Source organism: Pseudodesulfovibrio alkaliphilus, from assembly GCF_009729555.1.
GTDB lineage: Bacteria > Desulfobacterota > Desulfovibrionia > Desulfovibrionales > Desulfovibrionaceae > Pseudodesulfovibrio > Pseudodesulfovibrio alkaliphilus.
On record NZ_WODC01000003.1, the window covers coordinates 265,058 to 282,940 of the forward strand.

Here is a 17,883-nt window from a genome sequence, read left to right on the forward strand (position 1 = left end):
TTTCTTTGGCCCCGGATTTGCAATAGCCGCCGCCGGAGGTACCACAATGAACTTCGTCGACAACGCTTTCATTCTCATCTGTGCGGCTCTGGTCATGTTCATGACCCCGGGCCTGGCCCTGTTCTATGGCGGACTGGTCCGCTCCAAGAACGTGCTCGCCACCATCATGCAGTCCTTCATCATGCTCGGGCTGGTGTCCGTGCTCTGGGCCGTGGTCGGCTACACCCTCGCCTTTGGCACCGACATAGGCGGCCTCATCGGCGGGCTGGACTTTGCCTTCCTCGACGGCGTGGGCATGGACAATGCGGGCTCACCGGCCGAAAACCTGCCCCACCTGACCTTCATGATCTTCCAGTGCATGTTCGCGGTCATCACCCCGGCCCTCATCTCGGGAGCCTTTGCCGAGCGCATGAAATTCCCCGGCTTTCTGGTCTTCTCGGCCCTGTGGCTGCTCCTGGTCTACGCGCCCATGTGCCATTGGGTCTGGGGCGGCGGCTGGCTCGACGAGATGGGCGCCCTCGACTTCGCAGGCGGAGCGGTGGTCCACATGAGTTCTGGCGCGGCAGCCCTGTGCTGCGCCATCCTCATCGGCAAGCGCAAGGGGCACGGCTCCCAGGCGTTCATCCCTCACAACCTGCCCATGACCATCCTCGGCGCGGGCATACTCTGGTTCGGCTGGTTCGGCTTCAACGCGGGCAGCGCCCTGGCCGCCGACGGTCTGGCCGCCAGCGCCTTCGTGGCCACCCATCTGGCCACAGCGGCAGCGGCCATGTCCTGGATCGTGGCCGAGTGGGTCCACGGCGGCAAGCCCACCACGCTGGGCGCGGCCTCGGGCGCCGTGGCGGGCCTTGTGGCCATCACCCCGGCGGCCGGATTCGTCTCGCCCATGGCCGCCCTCGTGCTGGGCCTGGGCGCGGGCGTCATCTGCTACGGCGGCATCATTCTCAAGAACAAGCTCGGCTATGACGACGCCCTGGACGTGGTCGGCATCCACGGCTTGGGCGGTACCTACGGCGCCCTTGCCACCGGAGTGCTCGCCACCATCGGGGCCGAGGGACTGCTCCTTGGCAACGGACACCAGCTGTGGGTACAGTTCGTCTCCGTGGTCGCCACCTGGGCCTTCTGCTTTGCCATGACCTTCGTCATCTTCAAGGTGGTGGACGCCACCGTCGGCCTCAAGGCGGACGACGCGGCCCAGGACAAGGGCATGGACATCGCCGAACACAGCGAGACCGGCTATCAGTGGTAACGAGCCCCAAGGAGATACGCATATGAAGAAAATCGAGATCATCACCCGCACCTTCAAGCTCGACGAGGTCAAGACGGCCCTGGCAGGCATCGGGGTCAAGGGCATGACCGTCGGAGAGGTCAAGGGTTTCGGCCGCCAGGGCGGTCACAAGGAAGTCTATCGCGGCGCGGAATATCAGGTGGACTTTGTCCCCAAGATCAAGATCGACGTGGTGGTGGAGGACGATTTCGCCGCCCAGGTGGTCGAGGCCGCAAGAAAGGCGGCCCACACCGGCCAAGTGGGCGACGGCAAGATATTCGTCTCCCCCGTGGACGAGGTGGTTCGCATCCGCACTGGCGAGACCGGCGAGGATGCCGTCTAAAACCCCAGGGCAACCACATCGCGCCCCGGCCCAGGTTCGGGGCGTGGTCATCCCCAGGGCGGCGGGAACCCCCTTCCCGCCGCCCGCCCCAATCCATCGGAAGCCATGCACACCGCCCTTCCTCCCTCAGCCGAGCGCCTCAAGAGCGGACGTGACGCCCTGTTCGAACGGGCCAGGGGCGGCGCTGTGGCAGGATTCCCCTGGGAATGCACCCACCTTGTTGATCGCTACTTCGAGGAGCGGGTCAAGGAGATAGGCGAACATCCACCGGGCTTCGCCCTGGTGGCCGTGGGCGGCTACGGCCGGGGCAGACTCTGCCCGGGCTCGGATGTGGACATTCTGCTCATTTTTGCCCGACGCATTCCCGGCCAGGCCGAGCCCTTTGTCAAATCACTGCTCTTCCCCCTGTGGGATCTCGGCCTTGACCTCGGCCACGGCGTACGCACCGTGGCTGACTGCATTTCACTGGCGGGCAAGGATTTCCAGGTTCTCGCCTCCCTCATGGACGCCCGCCCTCTGGCCGGAGACGCCGAGGTGTTCCGCAGACTGTGCGACGCCTTTGCAACCAAGGCCCTGCGCGGCCACGGCCGCATCTTTGTCCAGAGCCTGCGCAGGCACAACGCCTCCCGCGCCGCCCAGTACGGCGACGCCAGCGCCATGCTCGAACCCGAACTCAAGAACGGCCTGGGCGGTCTGCGCGACGGTCAGCAGGTCTTCTGGCTTCAGCGGGTCATGGAGGCCCTCGGCATTGAGCCGGTCTTTTTGCCCGAGGAGTTGGCCCGGCTGCGCGAGGATCAGGCGTTTCTCAACAGGGTACGCACCGCCCTGCACCTCTGCGCCGGGCGCAAGACCGACCGCCTCTTCTTCGACCTCCAGCCGCCAACCGCCCGGCTCATGGGCTTTGCCGCACCCGGCACCGGGCCCGAAGCCACCGGCCGGGCCGTGGAGTTCTTCCTTTCGCGCCTGCATCAGGCCATGACCCGGATCAAGGCCATGCGCGAAGCCCTGTTTCAGGAGGCATTCCCGGCCCTGGAACAAACCGCCCGAGCCACCCGCATGGGTGTGGCGATGGACGGACGCGGCGTAAGCCTGACTTCCCGGAGCCAGGCGGACCCGGCCACGGTTCTCGACGCCTTTCTCGAATCCGCTTATTCCGGCCTGCCCCTGACCTGGAACACCCGCCGGGTGATTCGCGGCCAGTTGCCGCGCATAGTCCGGGGGCTTGCCGACCAGGACGCCACCCTTACCGCCCTGGTGGAGATATTCTCTTCCCCGCGCTCCGGCCCGGCCTGCGACGGACTGCTGGAAACCCGGCTCCTGCCCGCCCTGATCCCGGAATTCGCCCAGGTGGAGCACCTGATCCAGTTCAACGACTATCACGTCCACCCCGTGGGCCGTCACACCATGGCCTGCCTTTCCCGGCTGGCCGGATTCGCCTCGGCGGAAGCGGACAGGGACGCCCCTTGGGCCGGAGAGATCGCGGCCCGGATCGCGGACCATGACCGCCTCGTGCTGGCCGGATTCTTCCACGACCTGGGCAAGAACGAGCCCGACCACTGCGAGGCGGGTACAGCCATCGCCGCCAGGGTTCTGGAACGCTTCGGCCGCGACGCCAGGACCGTGGACGAGGTGGCCTTCCTGGTCCGCCACCATCTGCTTCTGGCCAAGACCGCCACAAGACGCGATCTGGCGGACGACGGGGTCATCGGGGAGGTTGCCGGACTGGTCCGAACCCCTCAACGCCTCGACGCGCTATATCTCCTGTCCATGGCCGACGCCATGGCCACCGGCCCGCGGGCCTGGAACACGTGGTCGCGCTCGCTGCTTGGCGAGCTGTATTTCAAGGTGCGTCGGCAGCTGCTGCACGGCATCGCCGCCGAGCCGGGCCCCCTTGGCCGCGTGGAGGGGATTCGGGCCGCCGTGCTGGCCGCGACACTCCCGGAGGAGAGGGATACGGTCGACGCCGCCTTAAACGCCATGCCCCGACGCGCACTCTTTGCCCTGGCCCCGGAGACCCTGGCCGGGCACATCCGGCTGGTGCGGCGCCTGTGGGAGGCCGTGGCGCGGGAACGCCGGGAAAATCATCCCGGCGCAACAGGCTCCGGCGGCGAAGGGATTGTCCTTGCCGAGGCCGGACCCGGCCCGGCGGAAGAGACATGCCGCCTGACCCTCGCGGCCCTGGACAGACCCGGACTTTTCGCGGTCATGGCCGGAGCCCTGGCCCTGCACGGGGTGAACATCCTGGCCGCCGAGCTCTTCACCTGGGCCGACGGCACGGCCGTGGACGTGTTCACCGTAACCCAGCCGCCCGACGCCCTGTTCCTTGACGAGGTCTGGCCCCGAGTCAGCCGCTCCATCTCCCTTGCCCTGACGAACCGCCTTGATCTCGAATCCCGGCTGGCCGAGCGGCGCAGGTCGCCTTTGGCCCGCAACGGCTTATCGCCCAGACTGCGCCCCCTGGTCGCCATCCACAACCGGGACAGCGATGCCTTCACCGTGGTCGAAGTGGCCGCGCCGGACCGCATCGGATTCCTGCACGACATGGCCCGCGCCCTGGCCGCCCACGGCCTGTCCATCCACCTGGCCAAAATCGCCACCATCAAGGGCCGCGCCGCCGACATCTTCCACGTTCGCCACCGCTCAGGCGGCAGGCTGACCGAGCCCGGACAAATCGAGTCCCTACGCCGCGCCCTGCTCGCCGCGGCAGAACCGGCCTGAGTACCCGCGCACCGGCCTTGCGCTTTGCGTCAAACTCTGCAACATCGGGCGTGAGGCATCGCGACCAACTTCAGCCAGCACGGGGCGACCCATGACAGAGACAGAGAGACAGGGAGAAATCGCCGTCTTCTTCACCGGAGGAACCATCGGCATGACCCCGGCCGAGGGGATGCCCGGCGTGGCGCCGGGCGGCAACTTCCACAAGCTGCTCAACCAGCTGGCCCCCCAGCGACCGGGTGTGACCCTGCGCCCCGTGGCCTGGTCGGACAAACCCAGCCCGCACATGACCCCCGCCGACATGCTTGCCCTGGCCCGCGAGGTGGAGGCTGCCCTGGCCCGCCCGCAGACCCTGGGCGCAGTCATTCTGCACGGCACCGACGTGCTGGTGGAAACCGCCTACCTCTGCGACATGGTCATCGACTCGGACAAGCCCGTCATCCTGACCGGAAGCATGCGCTACTATTCGGAATCCGGCTACGACGGCATCCGCAACCTGATCAACGCTGTACGCGCCTGCCTGCTCCCCCTGCCGCCCGGCACCGGGGCCTGTGTGCTCATGACCGACCGCCTCTTCGCCGCCCGCGACGCGGTCAAGGTCAACTCCCTCAACGTGGATGCCTTCGAGTCCCGCGAGGGAGGCATTGTCGGCTATGTGGCGGGCGAGTCCGTCATCCTGGCCGATCGCGCCCTGACCCACACCCCGCGCCGCAAGCTCCACCCGGTGGACATGGGCGCCAACGTGCCGCTCCTGACCGCGTACACCGGGATGGACCGATCGCTTGTCGATCACTTGCTAACCCTAGGAATACAAGGGCTTGTCGTTGAGGGATTCGGCGCAGGCAATGTGCCGCCAGCCGTTGTCCCGGCCCTTGGCGTGTGCCTGGACCAAGGCATCCCCGTGGTCCTGGCCACCCGCTGCATCAAGGGCGGAGTCTGGCCCATCTACGGCTATCCCGGCGGCGGGGCCGATCTGGCCGGGCTGGGGGTCATCCTCTGCGGCCGACTGGGCGGCCCCAAGGCCCGGCTGCGACTCATCTGCGCCCTGGGCACCACCCGCGACCCGGACCACATCCGCGCCCTGTTCGAGGACGCATGACAGAGAAGCTCCGCAGCATCAGCGCCCTGAACAGGGAGAGGCTTTCCCCGGTTTTCTTTTGTCCCGGGTTGGCATAGGCTCAGGAAAAACAAGGAGCGGACCATGAAAAAATCTCTCGGCCCGGCCACCCTGGCCCTGCCAACACCCGTGTGGGCCGTTGGCTCCTACGACGAAGAAGGCAGGCCCAACGCCATGATCGCGGCCTGGGGCGGCATCTGCTGCTCTCAGCCGCCCTGCCTGACCGTATCGGTGCGGCCGGGCCGCCACACCTATGCGGGTATCATGCGCCACAAGGCGTTCACCGTCAGCGTCTGCCCGCAAGCCCTGGCCGCCGAGGCGGATTTTCTCGGTCTGGTCTCCGGGCGCAAGACGGACAAATTCGCGGCAACGGGCCTGACCCCGGTTCGCGGCGAGCATGTGAACGCCCCCTATATCGACGAGTTTCCCCTGGTGATGGAGTGCGCCCTGATCCATTCCCACGACCTGGGCGCCCACACCCTGATGGTGGGCGAAATCAAGGATGTGAAGTGCGATGCGGACAAGCTGCTGGACGGCAAGCACCCTGACCCGGCCCTGGTGCAGCCCCTGGTCTATGCTCCGGGCGCTGGCACCTACCACGGCCTGGGGCCGATGGTGGCCAAGGGCTTCCATGTCGGCAAGGCGTTCATGAAGTGACCCGGCCAGGGCCATCCCAGGCGTATTGACTTTTCGGACCAAAGCAGATCGAATGCGGAAATGAGAACCTCTGTGCGCCCCATCGCAATAGTGAAGAAATCCCGCCCTGCGCGGACCATCCGGCCGTCCCTGGCCATTGCCCTTGTCTGGATCCTGGTTCTGACCGGCTGCACCCCGCGCACCCCGGACGGGCCGGCGGCCGACCTGATTCCCCTGGCCCAGGACGCCGGGGTGTATCACGGCCTTGATCCCGAACAGCCGCTCATTGCAAACACAGCACAGACCCTGGCCTACGCGGAGTTTCTTCAGGCCCATTTCGCCCCGTGGGAGCCGGATCGGACGCCCATCGAGGCCGACGCAGCCTACTGGGGGCTGACTCACTTCGGCACGGCGCACCTCTTCGGCGAAAACACCCTGGCCCGCGACCCGGACTGGATCAAGCGCCTGGGCCGCTACGCACGGGCGGACAGCTATCCTTCCATGAACCGCCGGGCCATTGCCGTGACCAACGTCAACATGCGGGTGCTGCCCACCCTGCCGCCCACCTTTTACGACCCCTCCCGGGCTGGCGAAGGGTTCCCCTTTGACATGATGCAGAACTCCCTGGTGGCGGCGGGTACGCCGCTGCTCGCCACCCACACCAGCGAGGATCGGGCCTGGGTGTTGGTGGAGGCGCGGTACGCCTTCGGCTGGGTCAGGGCCACGGACATCGCCTGGGTGGACGACGGATTTGAGACATTCTTTCGCACCGGCACTTACGCCGCCATCGTCCGCGACGACGTGCCCGTGGTGGACGGAGACGGCGTGTTCCGCTTCGACGCCCACATCGGCTGGATTCTGCCCGTGCTCCAGGGCGGTTTCGGCGACAATGGCATGGCCCTGGTCATCCCGGTGCGCGATCGCCGCGGCGATGCAGTGGCCCAGGTGGCCTTCCTGCCCTCTTCCGTGGTCCGGCCAGCGCCCCTTGCGGCCACTCCCGCCAACTTCACCGCGCTGATCAACGCCATGCTCGGGCGGCCCTACGGCTGGGGCGGGCTGTACGAGGGGCGCGACTGCTCCATGGCGGTCATGGACCTGATGGCCCCGTTCGGCATCTTCCTGCCGCGAAACTCCCGGCCCCAGGCGGCCTCCGGCGAGGTGGCGACCATCGCCGGACTCGACCGGCAGGCCAAGAAGCGGTTCATCCTGGCCCGGGCCACCCCGTTCATGACCCTGGTAGGCAAGCCCGGCCACATCATGCTCTACATCGGCCAACACGACGGCGAACCCGTGGTCTTTCACGCGGTCTGGGGCCTTCGGACCATGCACCAGGGCAAGCCGGGCCGCGAAGTCATCGGCAGCGCGGTCATCACCACCCTGGAGCCGGGCCTTGAGCTGCCCACCCTGTCGCGGCCCGACGGCATCCTCCTGGAGACCGTGACCTCCATTAACACCCTCGGCCCGGCATCCGGCGCGACCCCATAGCCCGGCCACACCGGGCGACGGTTTCCCGACACTGGACCGCGCACAGACCGAAAAGCCCCATCCAAGGGGGCCATCCGCCAGGGAGAATCCTCCTCGGGTACGGGTCATGCACATCCCCTGGCATGAAAAGACCGTCACGCACCCCATGGATCCCCGCCACCCTGTTGGCCGCATTGCCCGCGTCCTTGGCGGGCTGTCTGGCCGTCAACGCCATGCTCGGCGTTCTCGGGCTGGTTGGCCCGGCCCCGGTCCAGTATGCGGGAACGGCCTGCACCGTGGCCGAGTATGCCTACCACTACGCAGTCAACGACAAGACCCCGGACGAGGTTTTTGGCGAGAAGTTCGCGTGGTTCATCGGCCCGGCGGGAGAACCCCCGGAGCAGCACCCCCTGCTCGCCGGGGCCGCCCCCAGCGCGGTCAGCGAGGCGGAACCCGCCGCAGCGCCAGTGCTCGCTGCACCGGCAGACGCAGACCCCGTGCCGCCAAAGGGGCTGACCACCCCTATATACCCGACCATGACCGCCTCCCTCGCCACGCCGTGGCCAGAAAGACAGACACGGGATGACGTTCGACCGGAAGCAAAACCGGAAGCACGGCTCGAACCTCTGCGCCGGGCCGGGCCGATTCCGACCGAGACCGGGGCTCTGACGGCCGTCGGCTCCCGCGCCATCGAGCCAGACCCGCTCGCCGAGCGGCTCAACCGCCTCGAATCCTCCCTGGCCCAGGCCGAGCGCATGTATCTGCGCGGATTCGACCCTGGGGTCCGCTGCGTCGCCTCCACCCCGGACAGTCAAGGCGTGGCTGGCGTCAGCGGCGCAGGCTCGGTGCGCCATCCCGTGATGCAGACAAGCCCTCCCGCCTCGTTGGACGCAGCCCTCCCGGAAGCAGGGGCTGCGCCGACCCTGCGCTCATGAATCCCGCGCCCAGGGTCGGCACACATCGGCCAGCGGCGGCCGCTCCAGATGCTGATTGCGCTGCTCGCGCATCCAGGTGTGCAGGTCCTCGGGCAGGGCCCGCCATGTTCCCTTGACGCCCCGCTTCCAGGCGGGCAGGCCATACTCCCGCACCAGACGGTGCATGTTTTTGGGGTTCTCGCCCACGGCCAGGCAGATGTCCTTGGCCCCCTTCAGGCAGATGGAGTCCATACGCCCTCCCCCCCTGTATCGCGGATGGTCAGTTCAAAACGATCCTGCCCCGCGCAGCGCTCCATGAAGGCGACAAAGGCACGGCCGGACTCGAGAATCCCCCGAATACCGCCCACCACGCCGAAACGCGACCCCAGCAAGACGCACCCGCTGGTGTCGGCTGACACATTTCCCCGGTGAAACAGGATATGTGTCCGGCCGGGCACGCCAGCCACCTCGAAGGTGTCGCCAAACCTCGGCGACTTGACCCGGCGGCACTGATAGCGCCCTGCAGGGATGCAGGACAGGCCCACCGCATTGCCCCGATCCGGCGGCTCCAGAGTCAGGCAGAAAACCCGCCCGTCAAGGCGGAGTGCGCCAAAGGTTCCGGCCTCACTGCTCTCCATTCTAACAAGCTCCATATTTTCAATCATTTGACACTCCTTATGCAGAGATCCTCCACTGGCACGAACAAGGAGATCGTAGACGTTTGACTATGAAGCAGTCAACAGTTTTTGTCATTTTACTTTAGACATTCATCAAATTCCGTGTATATATGTCCGTAACTTCGCGTCATTCATAAGGGGAGGATCATGGGGTTCACCGAAGACGTGCGTCAGGCCCTTCTCAGTCGGGTGGGCCGGGGCAAGCGGTATCCGAACAACAAGCGCATGGCCGACGAGCTGGGCATCGACCCCTCGCAGCTCAACCGATTCCTCAAACGCGAGCGCGGCCTCAACGCCGACTCGCTGGGGCACATCCTGGACCGCATCGGCGTCTCGCTGACCTTTGGCGACGAGCCCGCGGACGCGGCCCGCGAGGTATGCTTCCGTCTGCCGGACAAGACCCAGGCAGTGCCTGGCGCGGCCGATCCGCAGCCGGACGACTATCTTGCCGTGCCCCTGGCCAGTTCGCCCGTGGCCGCCGGACCCGGCCTGATTCCCGAGGACAGGATAGAAGGATGGGTTCTTGTCTGGCGGCATCAGGAGTCCATCCGCTTCCGCTCCAATCTGGTGGCCGTTGAGGTCGGCAAGAACGAGCTGTCCATGATCCCCACCCTGCATCCCGGCGACATCGTGCTGGTGGACCGCAACGACCGCGATCCCAGCCCGGCGGGCAAGATCATGCTCGTCAGCGAGCCCGGCCCGGACGGGGGCACCATGGTCAAGCGCGTCAACACCAAACGCCTCGACGGCGACCTGGAACTCATCTTCTACTCGGACAACAGCCGGCAGTTCCCGCCCGTCACCTACCGCCTGGAGCGCGATTACGACGGCGACATCCGCCGCGCCATCGGCGGAAACGTGGTCTGGGCATGGAGCGACATGACCAGGAAATAGCCCCTGAGCACAGGAGATAGACATGTGTTTAGCCATCCGACTTTTCACTTGCTGCCTGCCAGTCCTGTGCCTGCTGTTCCCGGTCGGCCCGGGCGCGGCCGCCCAGGCCCTTGAGGCTGAGATTCCCGCCCTGGCCGACATTCTCGGCGGAACCGACCCCCAGGCCCGAGAACAAGCCGCCGCCCGCCTCAAGGGGCTGGGACAGCCCGCCATGCGCGGCCTTGTGTCCGCCCTGGACAAGGGCGACGCCGTCCGGCGACGCGGCGCGGCCCTGGGCCTGGGCCTGTTACCCGCACCCGGACTGGCCGCCGGAGCCATAGAGGCCGCCCTGGCCGACCCGGACACCACGGTGCGCAGCATGGCCGCCCATGCGGCCGGCGCGGCCGGTCCGCCCATGGCCCCCCGGCTGGTGGAGTTGCTGGCCGACCCGGATCGGGCCAGACGGGACGCGGCAGCCTATGGCTTGAGCCTCATGGGCACACGCGCCCTTCCCGCCCTCATCGCGGGCCTGGCCGCGGACGACGCCTTTGCCCGGGCCAAGGCCGCGTGGCTGCTGGGGCACATGGGCGCGGACGCCGCCCCGGCCGCTCCGGCCCTGATCCGGGCCCTTGATACCGAAGACCTGCGGGTGCTGCATGTGGTGGCCGAGACCATCGACAACATCTCCCCTCCGCCCGCCCTGGTCTGGCACCATCTCATGCTGCTGGGCGCGACCCCCTCGGGGCTGTATCCCCAGGAAAGGCTCGGCAGAAACGCCGCATCCACCCTGGTGCGACTGCTCGACCGGCCCGGCACCCCCCTGGCCCAGACCGCCTTCCGCGCCCTGCTCGGCATCGGCCACGACGCCATACCGGCCCTGTCCCGCGCAGTGACCACCGGCAGCCCGAGCCAGCGCACCGGAGCGGCTCTGCTCCTGGCCCACATCGACCCGGCCTCGGTGCTCTCGCTGCCCGAGGATCTCCGCCTGTCCCTTTCCGGGCTCAGGCACGACCCCTAGCCCGCCATCGGAGGCTTCCATGCCAAGACTCGTGTACGCCCTGCTCTGCGCCGACCTGATCATTGACAGGGATTCCAACAGCACCTCCCTGATCCGGACCGTGGAACACGCCGTGGTCCCGGCGCTTCCCGCCACCCTGCCGCCCCTGTTCTTCGTCAGCCTGTGGGAGCTGGACAGCGAAGGCGGCCAGCCCTTCACCGTGTCGCTGACCCTGACCCCGCCCAAGGGCGAGGGCATCATGCTCGGAATCCAGGAGGTCTCCCCCGGCGCGACCATGCTCCACAAGATGAACTTCCAGCTGCCCGGCCTCAAGGTGGCCGCCGAGGGCCGCCACACCCTTTCCGCCGCCATCAAAACCGACAGCGGCTGGCAGACCAAGGTCGAGCTGCCCCTGTTCGTGTTCACGGGCACGAACGCCTCCTGAGGCCGTACGCGCTTCCGGGCGGCGGTGCGCGTCCACTCCTGCGCCGAAAGAAACGCATTGAATGACGGCTGGCCTGACGCAGCGTCAGGAACACCTGTACCAACACCGCAAGGGCCGGTTCCGACACACCATGTCGGAACCGGCCCTTCTCCTGTCAGCCCGCTAAAGGAGCCAGCGCACCGAGGGCGTCAGCAATGGTGAGCCGTCGACGCAAACGGACCCAAGGCCGAGGCCCTGGGCCGTCTTCGCGCCCCACAGATCAGGCGGACAGAGAGGGGCGACTCCCGCACCAAGGACAGGCACTGTGCGGCGTGAAGGCTTACCCTCTTCTGCCAAAGGGCGGCAGGCCGCCGTCTTTGCACTCCCCCTCATGCCCCGGCAAATGCAAACAGGTCTGACGCGACGCATTGCCAATGCAGTGACGGCCGAGGCCAATGTATTGACCAACCCACAACAGACCTTTCTTTACTTCGGAAATGTCGCGCCAGCCGCCATGAAGCCCACTGCCTCTGCATCAGCAAAAACTTATAATGTTATTTGACACTTTTTTCAAAGTAAAATAGCACATTACGTACAATTTTGGTCAGTTTTTGCTGGACATTCGCCGCTGTCGACCCTAATGTTTCAACGCTTATTCTGTATTTTTTCTATTCACAATATCAGCATTGCGATTGTTGTGTGCGGTCGTGATGCCGCGAGGTTGGCTATGCGGGCTGCGCTATTGATACTTGGCAGTGAGGGGGAGGGGCTCCCGACGAGCGAGGACTTCCGCCGCGCAGGGTTTGCGGTGTCCGCGGCAGTGCCCCGGCGCGACGGACAGGCTCGGAGCCATGATGCGCTTCAGGTACCGATGCCCGCCGAGGGCGGGTTCGGCCGCGAAGGAGACGGGGTGATCAAGAGTGCAGGAAAGACGCCCGGGGAACCTTCCTCTGCTCCTGGCCCGGCAGGACGGCCCGCCCCCCCGGGCCAGGGGACCGAAACGGCGCAGACGCAAAAGGAGGCGCCGGAAGAGCCGCGTCTCCCATGGTAGCAGGAGCGCTTACAGCACGTCCCGGTAGCCGTCCAGGGCCTCGTCCACGGCCAGGCCCTCGTGAACAACGCGGCCAAGGACCTGCACCAGCCTCGAGGGATCGCGGTGCTGGAACACGTTGCGGCCCACCGAGAGCCCGGCCCCGCCCGCGTCGATGGACACCCGGACCATGTCCAGGAAATCCCGTGTGGACTCAAGCTTGGGGCCGCCCGCGATGACCACGGGCACGCAGGCGCACTCCACCACATGGGCAAAGGTCTCGGCATCCCCGGTGTAATTGACCTTGACCACGTCGGCTCCCAGCTCGGCGCCCACCCTGGCGCAATGAGCCACCACCTCGGGGGCGTATTCGTCGGGCACCTTGGGGCCGCGGGCATAGACCATGGCCAGAAGCGGCATTCCCCACTCGGCGGCAGTGGCGGCCACCGCGCCCAGATCGGCCAGCATCTGCCCCTCGGTCTCGTCGCCAAGGTTGACATGCACGCTCACCCCGTCCGCTCCCAGACGGATGGCCTCCTCCACCGTGGTCACCAGCCGCTTGACATTGGGATAGGGCGACAGGACCGTACCCGCCGACAGGTGGACGATGAGCCCGAAGTCCCGCCCCTGCATCCGGTGGCCAAGCTTGACCTGCCCCTTGTGCACCAGGCCCGCGTTGGCCCCGCCCGCCACCAGACTGGTCACGGTGTCGCGCATCTTTTCCAGGCCGGGAATGGGGCCAACGGTCACGCCGTGGTCCATGGGCACGATGATGGTGCGCCGGGTGTCGCGATTGAAGATCCTCTCCAGACGAATGGCTTTTCCGATATGCATCCTGCACCTCTTGCATGGTGGTTTGGCGTCGCGCCGCCGGAGTGCTCGACAGTGCCGTTGACATAATACACTCCAGGGCCGGAGGAAAGCACAATGATCACTCCCTGCTGCGCGGTAATCATGCTCCGCGCCCACTCACCGTATTGACTCCATCGGAAAATACGACCACAATCCTGCAAGCACACGCCCCCAAAGAGAGGGACCATGGACGAGACCACCTACCAGACCATATTCGTCGCCCGCCAGCCCATTTTCACCGCGCACAACGACACCTGGGGCTACCTGATGCTTTTTCGCGACAGCCAGGACGCCGACCGGGCCGTGATCTCGGACAACTCCGAGGCGACCATGAACCTGGTGGCCAACCTGCCCCTGTGCCGGGGGCTGGCAGGCAACCGCTCGCGGCTGCTCATCCACTTCACCCCCGAGGACGTGACCGCCGGAACCCCCCTGGCCGTGCCCTCGGGCAATACGGTCATCACCCTTGGGGAGCGTGCCGCCCCCCCGGAAGCCCTGCTCCAAGCCCTGCGGGGGCTCAAGAGCGACGGCTACGAGGTAGCCATCAACAACTTCCTGGGGAGCCCGGGCAGCGAACCGCTGGCCGAGATGGCCGACGCGCTCCTGGTGGACATGACCGGCAAAAGCGCCTCGGAACTCGCCGCCATCGTCGGCAAGGGCCAAAAATTCGGCGTCTCCCGGATGATCGCCAAATGCGTGGAGAACGCCGACGACCTGGAGCGGGCCAGGGAGGCCGGGTTCACCCTCTTCCACGGCTTCTTCTTCAAGCACCCGCAGACCGAGTCGGGCCGCAAGCTCGCCTCTTCGGAGATCACCCGGCTCAAGCTTTTCGAGATCATCGAAAAGGACGAACCGAACTTCGACGCCCTGGCCCCGGCCATTGAGGCCGATGTGGCCATCAGCTACCGATTGCTGAATTTCCTCAACTCCGCCAGCTTCAGCTTCGCCACCACCGTCACTTCCATCCGGCAGGCCGTGGTCCTGGCCGGGTGGAAGCCCATCCGCAATTGGCTGCGGCTGATCATCCTCACCGACATGGCCCCCTCGCAGAAAAGCCTTGAGCTTTCCTACCTCTCTGCCCACCGGGCCAAGCTCTTCGAGACAGCGGCCCTTGGCGGCGGCTACGAGGAGGAGTCGGACAAGCTCTTCATGCTCGGCCTCTTCTCCCTCCTCGACGCCCTGCTCGACATGCGCATGGAGGACATCGTCAGACACCTGCCCGTGGAGGACGACATCAAGAGCGCCCTGTGCGGCGAAAACAACCGCTACGCCCCCTGGCTCGCCCTGGCCAAGGCCATTGAGCAGTCGGACTGGGACGCGGTGGGCACCACGGCCAAGACCCTGGACCTGCTTCCCGGCACTGTGGCCGTCAGCTACCAGCACGCCTTTACCTGGGCCGACTCGTTTTTCGCATCGGAAAGCGCTGACTAGTAGAAAAAACAGCATTTTTCGCAAACGATAACGTATCGACGCCTCTCCCGGCACCCGCCTTCCGGCTGCTGCGACAGAGGATGCGGCGCGTGGTTTCGCACTCTGGCGACCCCAAAGGGGATCTGGCGCGGAGTGGCGCGAAGGCGAAGTGGGGGAGGGGCGGCCGGAGGCCAGAAGCGTTCGGGACCAGAAGCGCTCAGGCAGGTCAGGCGCCGGGAATCTCCACGACAAACACCGTGCCCCTGGGGGAGTTGGGCGTGGCCCGCACCTGGCCACCGTGATCGGCCACGATGGAGCGCACTATGGTCAGCCCGAGTCCCGTGCCGCCCTTCTTCTCGGTGTAGTAGGGCTCGAACATGCGCGAAGAGTCCTTGGGCAGGCCCGGGCCGTTGTCGGCCACGGTGATGGTGATCAGCCCGGCTTCGGCGTCGTGGCCCGCTCGAACCTGCACCCGCCCGTCGCGCTGGCCGCGCAGGGCCTCGGCCGCGTTGGTGAAGAGGTTGATGAGCACCCGGCGGATGGCCTCGCGGTCAAAGGAAAAGGTGTCGATGGTCGTGAATATCTCGAGTTTCCACCGGATTTTGCGATGGGTGTTCTCGAACATGCCGACCACCTCTTCCAGCACAGGGGCCAGCTGGTCGGGCCGGGGCTGTATCTCGGGCAGCTTGGCGTAGGAAGAGAACTCGGTGACCATGTTCTGCAACCGCTCCACCTGTTTGACGATGAGCTCGGTGCAGTCGTCGAAGACCTTTTCATGGACCCGCTCGCCGTACTTGCGTTGCAGCCGCTGAGCCGAGAGCTTGATGGGCGTGAGCGGATTCTTGATCTCGTGGGCGATGCGCCGGGCCACCTCGCGCCAGGCGGCAAGGCGCTGGATCTTCTCAAGCTCGGTGATGTCCTCCAGCACCACGACATGCCCGGCCTCCCGCCCGCCCACGTTGCGCAAGGAGACCACGTTGACCAGGGCCTTGATGTTGCGGCCGCGCACGGGCAGGTCGATCTGCCGGGACCAGAGGGTGCCGGGGTTGGCGCTGACCGAGGAAAGGGCCTCGTTCATCATGTCCGCAAAATCGCCAGAAAGCAGCGACTGCGGCTTGCGCCCGATGAGCATGGAACCGGGTACGCCCAGGATGTGCTCGGCCGCGGTGTTGACCGTGCCGATGCGCCCCTCGGCGTTCATGGAGATGACGCCTGAGGTGATGTTGTTGAGCACGGCCTCGATATACTGGCCGCGCCGCTCCAGCTCCTGATTCTGCTGGGCCAGACGCACATTGGCCTGCTGCACGGACTTCTGGCTCTGCTCCAGATCCTCGGCCATGCGGTTGAAGGACTGGACCAGGAACCCCAGCTCGTCGTCGGAGCGGTCCTCAAGGCGCACCGAGAGATCGCCCCGCGCAATGCGCTCGGTACCCGCGGCCAGGGCCTGGACAGGGGCCGACAGCTCCTTGGCCAGCCGAAAACCAAACCAGATGGCCCCGAGGATGATGAGCATGGCCATGACCCCCATGGTCAGGTACAGATTCATCTTCCAGGGATATTTGCGGGTCTTGAGCTTCTTGTATTCGTCCAGGCCGCGCACGATCTGGTCGAGGCGGTGCATCAGGCCATGGCCCACGGTCTCGCCGATGACCAGGTAGCCGGAGCGGCCCTCGTCCACCGGAGTGACGCCCAGCACCAGGTCGCTGCCGGGCCTGGGGATGATGGTGGTCCAGGAGCGCGGGTCCGCACGCAGGCTCTGCCAGTCCACCTTTTCCTTGATCTCGGGCCATGCCTGCTCCCATTGTGCCGTTGCATGGGTGTTCTGTTCCTGCCCTTCTGGACTGATGACGCCGATGAGGCTGAAGTCGTACTCCTCGAACTTCCCGCCCAAGTAGTCGTTCATGGTTTTGCCGCCCCAGGCATAGCCGCTGCGCCGGATTTCGGCGATCATGGCTTCGCCGCGCCGTTCCAGCCGCTCCTGGGCCGAGCCGTAAAAGGCGCGGCCAAGTTCCAGGGCCTGCTCCATGGACTCCTCCACCTGCCCCTTGAACCAGTAGTCCACCGAGGTCTGCACGAACTTGACCGAAACGAGGTAGATGAGGGCCGTGGGGATGAGGGAAAGGGAGATGAAGGCCAGGACCAGCCGGGTGCGGAGCTTGGAGCCGAGAACCCTGCGGCGGCGTTCCAGCATCAGGCGCACGGCGTTGCGGGCCACATAGAAAATCATGCCCAGCAGCAGGACCACGTTGAGGATGAGCAGGTTGAGGATGAGGTAGTAGTCGCCGCTCAGGTATTTCAGCTCGGCCCAGGTCAGCCCGACAATGAGCAGCAGGAAGACCACGGCCACGACATACTCCCGCTTGCGCCGCTTCCGCTCGGTTCTGGTGGTCGGGTTGATGCGGATGGGATCGGGAGTCATGGCCGCCTCAGTAGGTGAAATCCAGTTGGAAGGAAGTCCCGGCCCCGGCGTCCAATGACCAGAAGTAGATGAAGCGCGACAGCCCCTCGGGCGCGTCGGCGTCGGCCATGAAGGCGTCAAGGGAGAGACGGTACTTGCGGCCGCGCTCCAGCATGTCCCACGGCCCGAGCCCAACCTCCAGAACTCCCCAACCCTCCAGGAGCAGGGCCTGGATGTCCTTGCCGCGCAGGGGGGCGGCCCTGCCCGGCAGGGCCATGACGAATTCGCCGCTCAGGGCGTCGCGGGAAAGGGTGCTGACAAAGGTGGCCGAGGCCAGATGACCGTCAAACCAGTAGTCCCGGGCGGTGCGCAGGCTGACCGAGCAGCGCAGGGCGAGTTGCGCCCCGTCCTCCAGCTCGCCCTTGAGCACCACCGGCTCCAACACGCCCACCCCGAAACGGGCCGTGAGCACGCCCGAGACATTGGCCAGGGAGGGTGCCCGAAGACTGATGGCCTGGGCCCAGGCCGGCCCCGCCGCCAGGAAGGCGGCCAAGACCAGAACCAGGGCCAGGGGAAGCCGGAATCGGGCCGGCGCCGAAACGGCGTGGGTGTTTTTCATATATGCCCGCTGTGTATCAGCACCGCCGACAAAGGACAAGCGGCGCGATTCCCGGCCACGGCAAACCTGTCAATGGCGGGAAGCCTCCGGCGGCTCCTTCGGGGGGCCGAGGGTTTGACGGAGAAAAGGGGTTTTCCTCCCCTTTCC

Annotated in this window: 16 protein-coding genes; 11 read left to right on the plus strand and 5 right to left on the minus strand. The window is 66.3% G+C overall.

Annotated elements, in window-relative coordinates:
• Positions 1-46: 46 nt before the first annotated feature.
• From GKC30_RS06700 to GKC30_RS06730, 7 genes are all read left to right on the plus strand, one after another.
• The gene (locus tag GKC30_RS06700; protein WP_155933332.1) at positions 47-1,249 is read left to right on the plus strand and encodes an ammonium transporter; all 1,203 of its coding nucleotides are present in this window, start codon (positions 47-49) and stop codon (positions 1,247-1,249) included.
• Positions 1,250-1,271: 22 nt separating this feature from the next.
• The gene (locus GKC30_RS06705) at positions 1,272-1,610 is read left to right on the plus strand and encodes a P-II family nitrogen regulator (protein WP_155933334.1); all 339 of its coding nucleotides are present in this window, start codon (positions 1,272-1,274) and stop codon (positions 1,608-1,610) included.
• A gap of 105 nt (positions 1,611-1,715) precedes the next feature.
• Positions 1,716-4,328, plus strand: coding sequence for a [protein-PII] uridylyltransferase (gene glnD, locus GKC30_RS06710; protein ID WP_155933336.1), 2,613 nt, complete (start codon positions 1,716-1,718; stop codon positions 4,326-4,328).
• Positions 4,329-4,419: 91 nt separating this feature from the next.
• Positions 4,420-5,424, plus strand: a complete 1,005-nt coding sequence (locus GKC30_RS06715; RefSeq protein WP_155933338.1) for an asparaginase — start codon at positions 4,420-4,422, stop codon at positions 5,422-5,424.
• A 102-nt stretch (positions 5,425-5,526) separates the two neighbouring features.
• Complete coding sequence (locus GKC30_RS06720; protein ID WP_155933340.1) at positions 5,527-6,099, plus strand: flavin reductase family protein; 573 nt, start codon at positions 5,527-5,529, stop codon at positions 6,097-6,099.
• 90 nt (positions 6,100-6,189) lie between these two features.
• Positions 6,190-7,563, plus strand: coding sequence for an SH3 domain-containing protein (locus tag GKC30_RS06725; RefSeq protein ID WP_367614012.1), 1,374 nt, complete (start codon positions 6,190-6,192; stop codon positions 7,561-7,563).
• A gap of 122 nt (positions 7,564-7,685) precedes the next feature.
• On the plus strand, positions 7,686-8,477 hold the full coding sequence (locus tag GKC30_RS06730; protein WP_155933344.1) for a hypothetical protein: 792 nt from the start codon (positions 7,686-7,688) through the stop codon (positions 8,475-8,477).
• On the opposite strand, the gene GKC30_RS06735 is transcribed toward GKC30_RS06730, so the two are convergent.
• Both GKC30_RS06735 and GKC30_RS06740 read right to left on the minus strand, forming a co-directional pair.
• Complete coding sequence (locus GKC30_RS06735) at positions 8,472-8,708, minus strand: helix-turn-helix domain-containing protein (protein WP_155933346.1); 237 nt, start codon at positions 8,706-8,708, stop codon at positions 8,472-8,474. The genes GKC30_RS06730 and GKC30_RS06735 overlap by 6 nt on opposite strands.
• Entirely contained in the window at positions 8,690-9,121 is a 432-nt protein-coding gene (locus GKC30_RS06740; protein WP_155933349.1) for a DUF5675 family protein, read from the minus strand. Before GKC30_RS06740 ends, GKC30_RS06735 begins: the two co-directional genes overlap by 19 nt.
• A 159-nt stretch (positions 9,122-9,280) precedes the next feature.
• Between GKC30_RS06740 and GKC30_RS06745 the strand changes: the two genes are divergently transcribed.
• From GKC30_RS06745 to GKC30_RS06755, 3 genes are read left to right on the plus strand one after another with little or no spacing between them, the layout of a single operon-like run.
• Positions 9,281-10,027 (plus strand): S24 family peptidase, encoded by a 747-nt coding sequence (locus GKC30_RS06745; RefSeq protein WP_155933351.1) that lies wholly within the window; start codon positions 9,281-9,283, stop codon positions 10,025-10,027.
• Between the two features lie 22 nt (positions 10,028-10,049).
• Positions 10,050-11,024: a HEAT repeat domain-containing protein gene (locus tag GKC30_RS06750; protein ID WP_155933353.1), complete on the plus strand. Its 975-nt coding sequence runs from the start codon at positions 10,050-10,052 to the stop codon at positions 11,022-11,024.
• Between the two features lie 19 nt (positions 11,025-11,043).
• Entirely contained in the window at positions 11,044-11,448 is a 405-nt protein-coding gene (locus GKC30_RS06755) for a hypothetical protein (protein ID WP_155933355.1), read from the plus strand.
• Positions 11,449-12,487: 1,039 nt separating this feature from the next.
• Here the strand turns inward: GKC30_RS06755 and GKC30_RS06760 are convergent.
• Positions 12,488-13,291, minus strand: a complete 804-nt coding sequence (locus GKC30_RS06760; protein WP_155933357.1) for a 2-amino-3,7-dideoxy-D-threo-hept-6-ulosonate synthase — start codon at positions 13,289-13,291, stop codon at positions 12,488-12,490.
• Positions 13,292-13,495: 204 nt separating this feature from the next.
• Here GKC30_RS06760 and GKC30_RS06765 point away from each other — a divergent pair, with 204 nt between their 5' ends.
• Positions 13,496-14,740: an EAL and HDOD domain-containing protein gene (locus tag GKC30_RS06765; protein WP_155933359.1), complete on the plus strand. Its 1,245-nt coding sequence runs from the start codon at positions 13,496-13,498 to the stop codon at positions 14,738-14,740.
• 205 nt (positions 14,741-14,945) lie between these two features.
• Here GKC30_RS06765 and GKC30_RS06770 read toward each other — a convergent pair whose 3' ends face one another.
• Positions 14,946-17,138, minus strand: a complete 2,193-nt coding sequence (locus tag GKC30_RS06770; protein WP_155933361.1) for a sensor histidine kinase — start codon at positions 17,136-17,138, stop codon at positions 14,946-14,948.
• Positions 17,139-17,145: 7 nt separating this feature from the next.
• Positions 17,146-17,736 (minus strand): DUF4390 domain-containing protein, encoded by a 591-nt coding sequence (locus GKC30_RS06775; RefSeq protein ID WP_155933363.1) that lies wholly within the window; start codon positions 17,734-17,736, stop codon positions 17,146-17,148.
• Between the last annotated feature and the right edge of the window lie 147 nt (positions 17,737-17,883).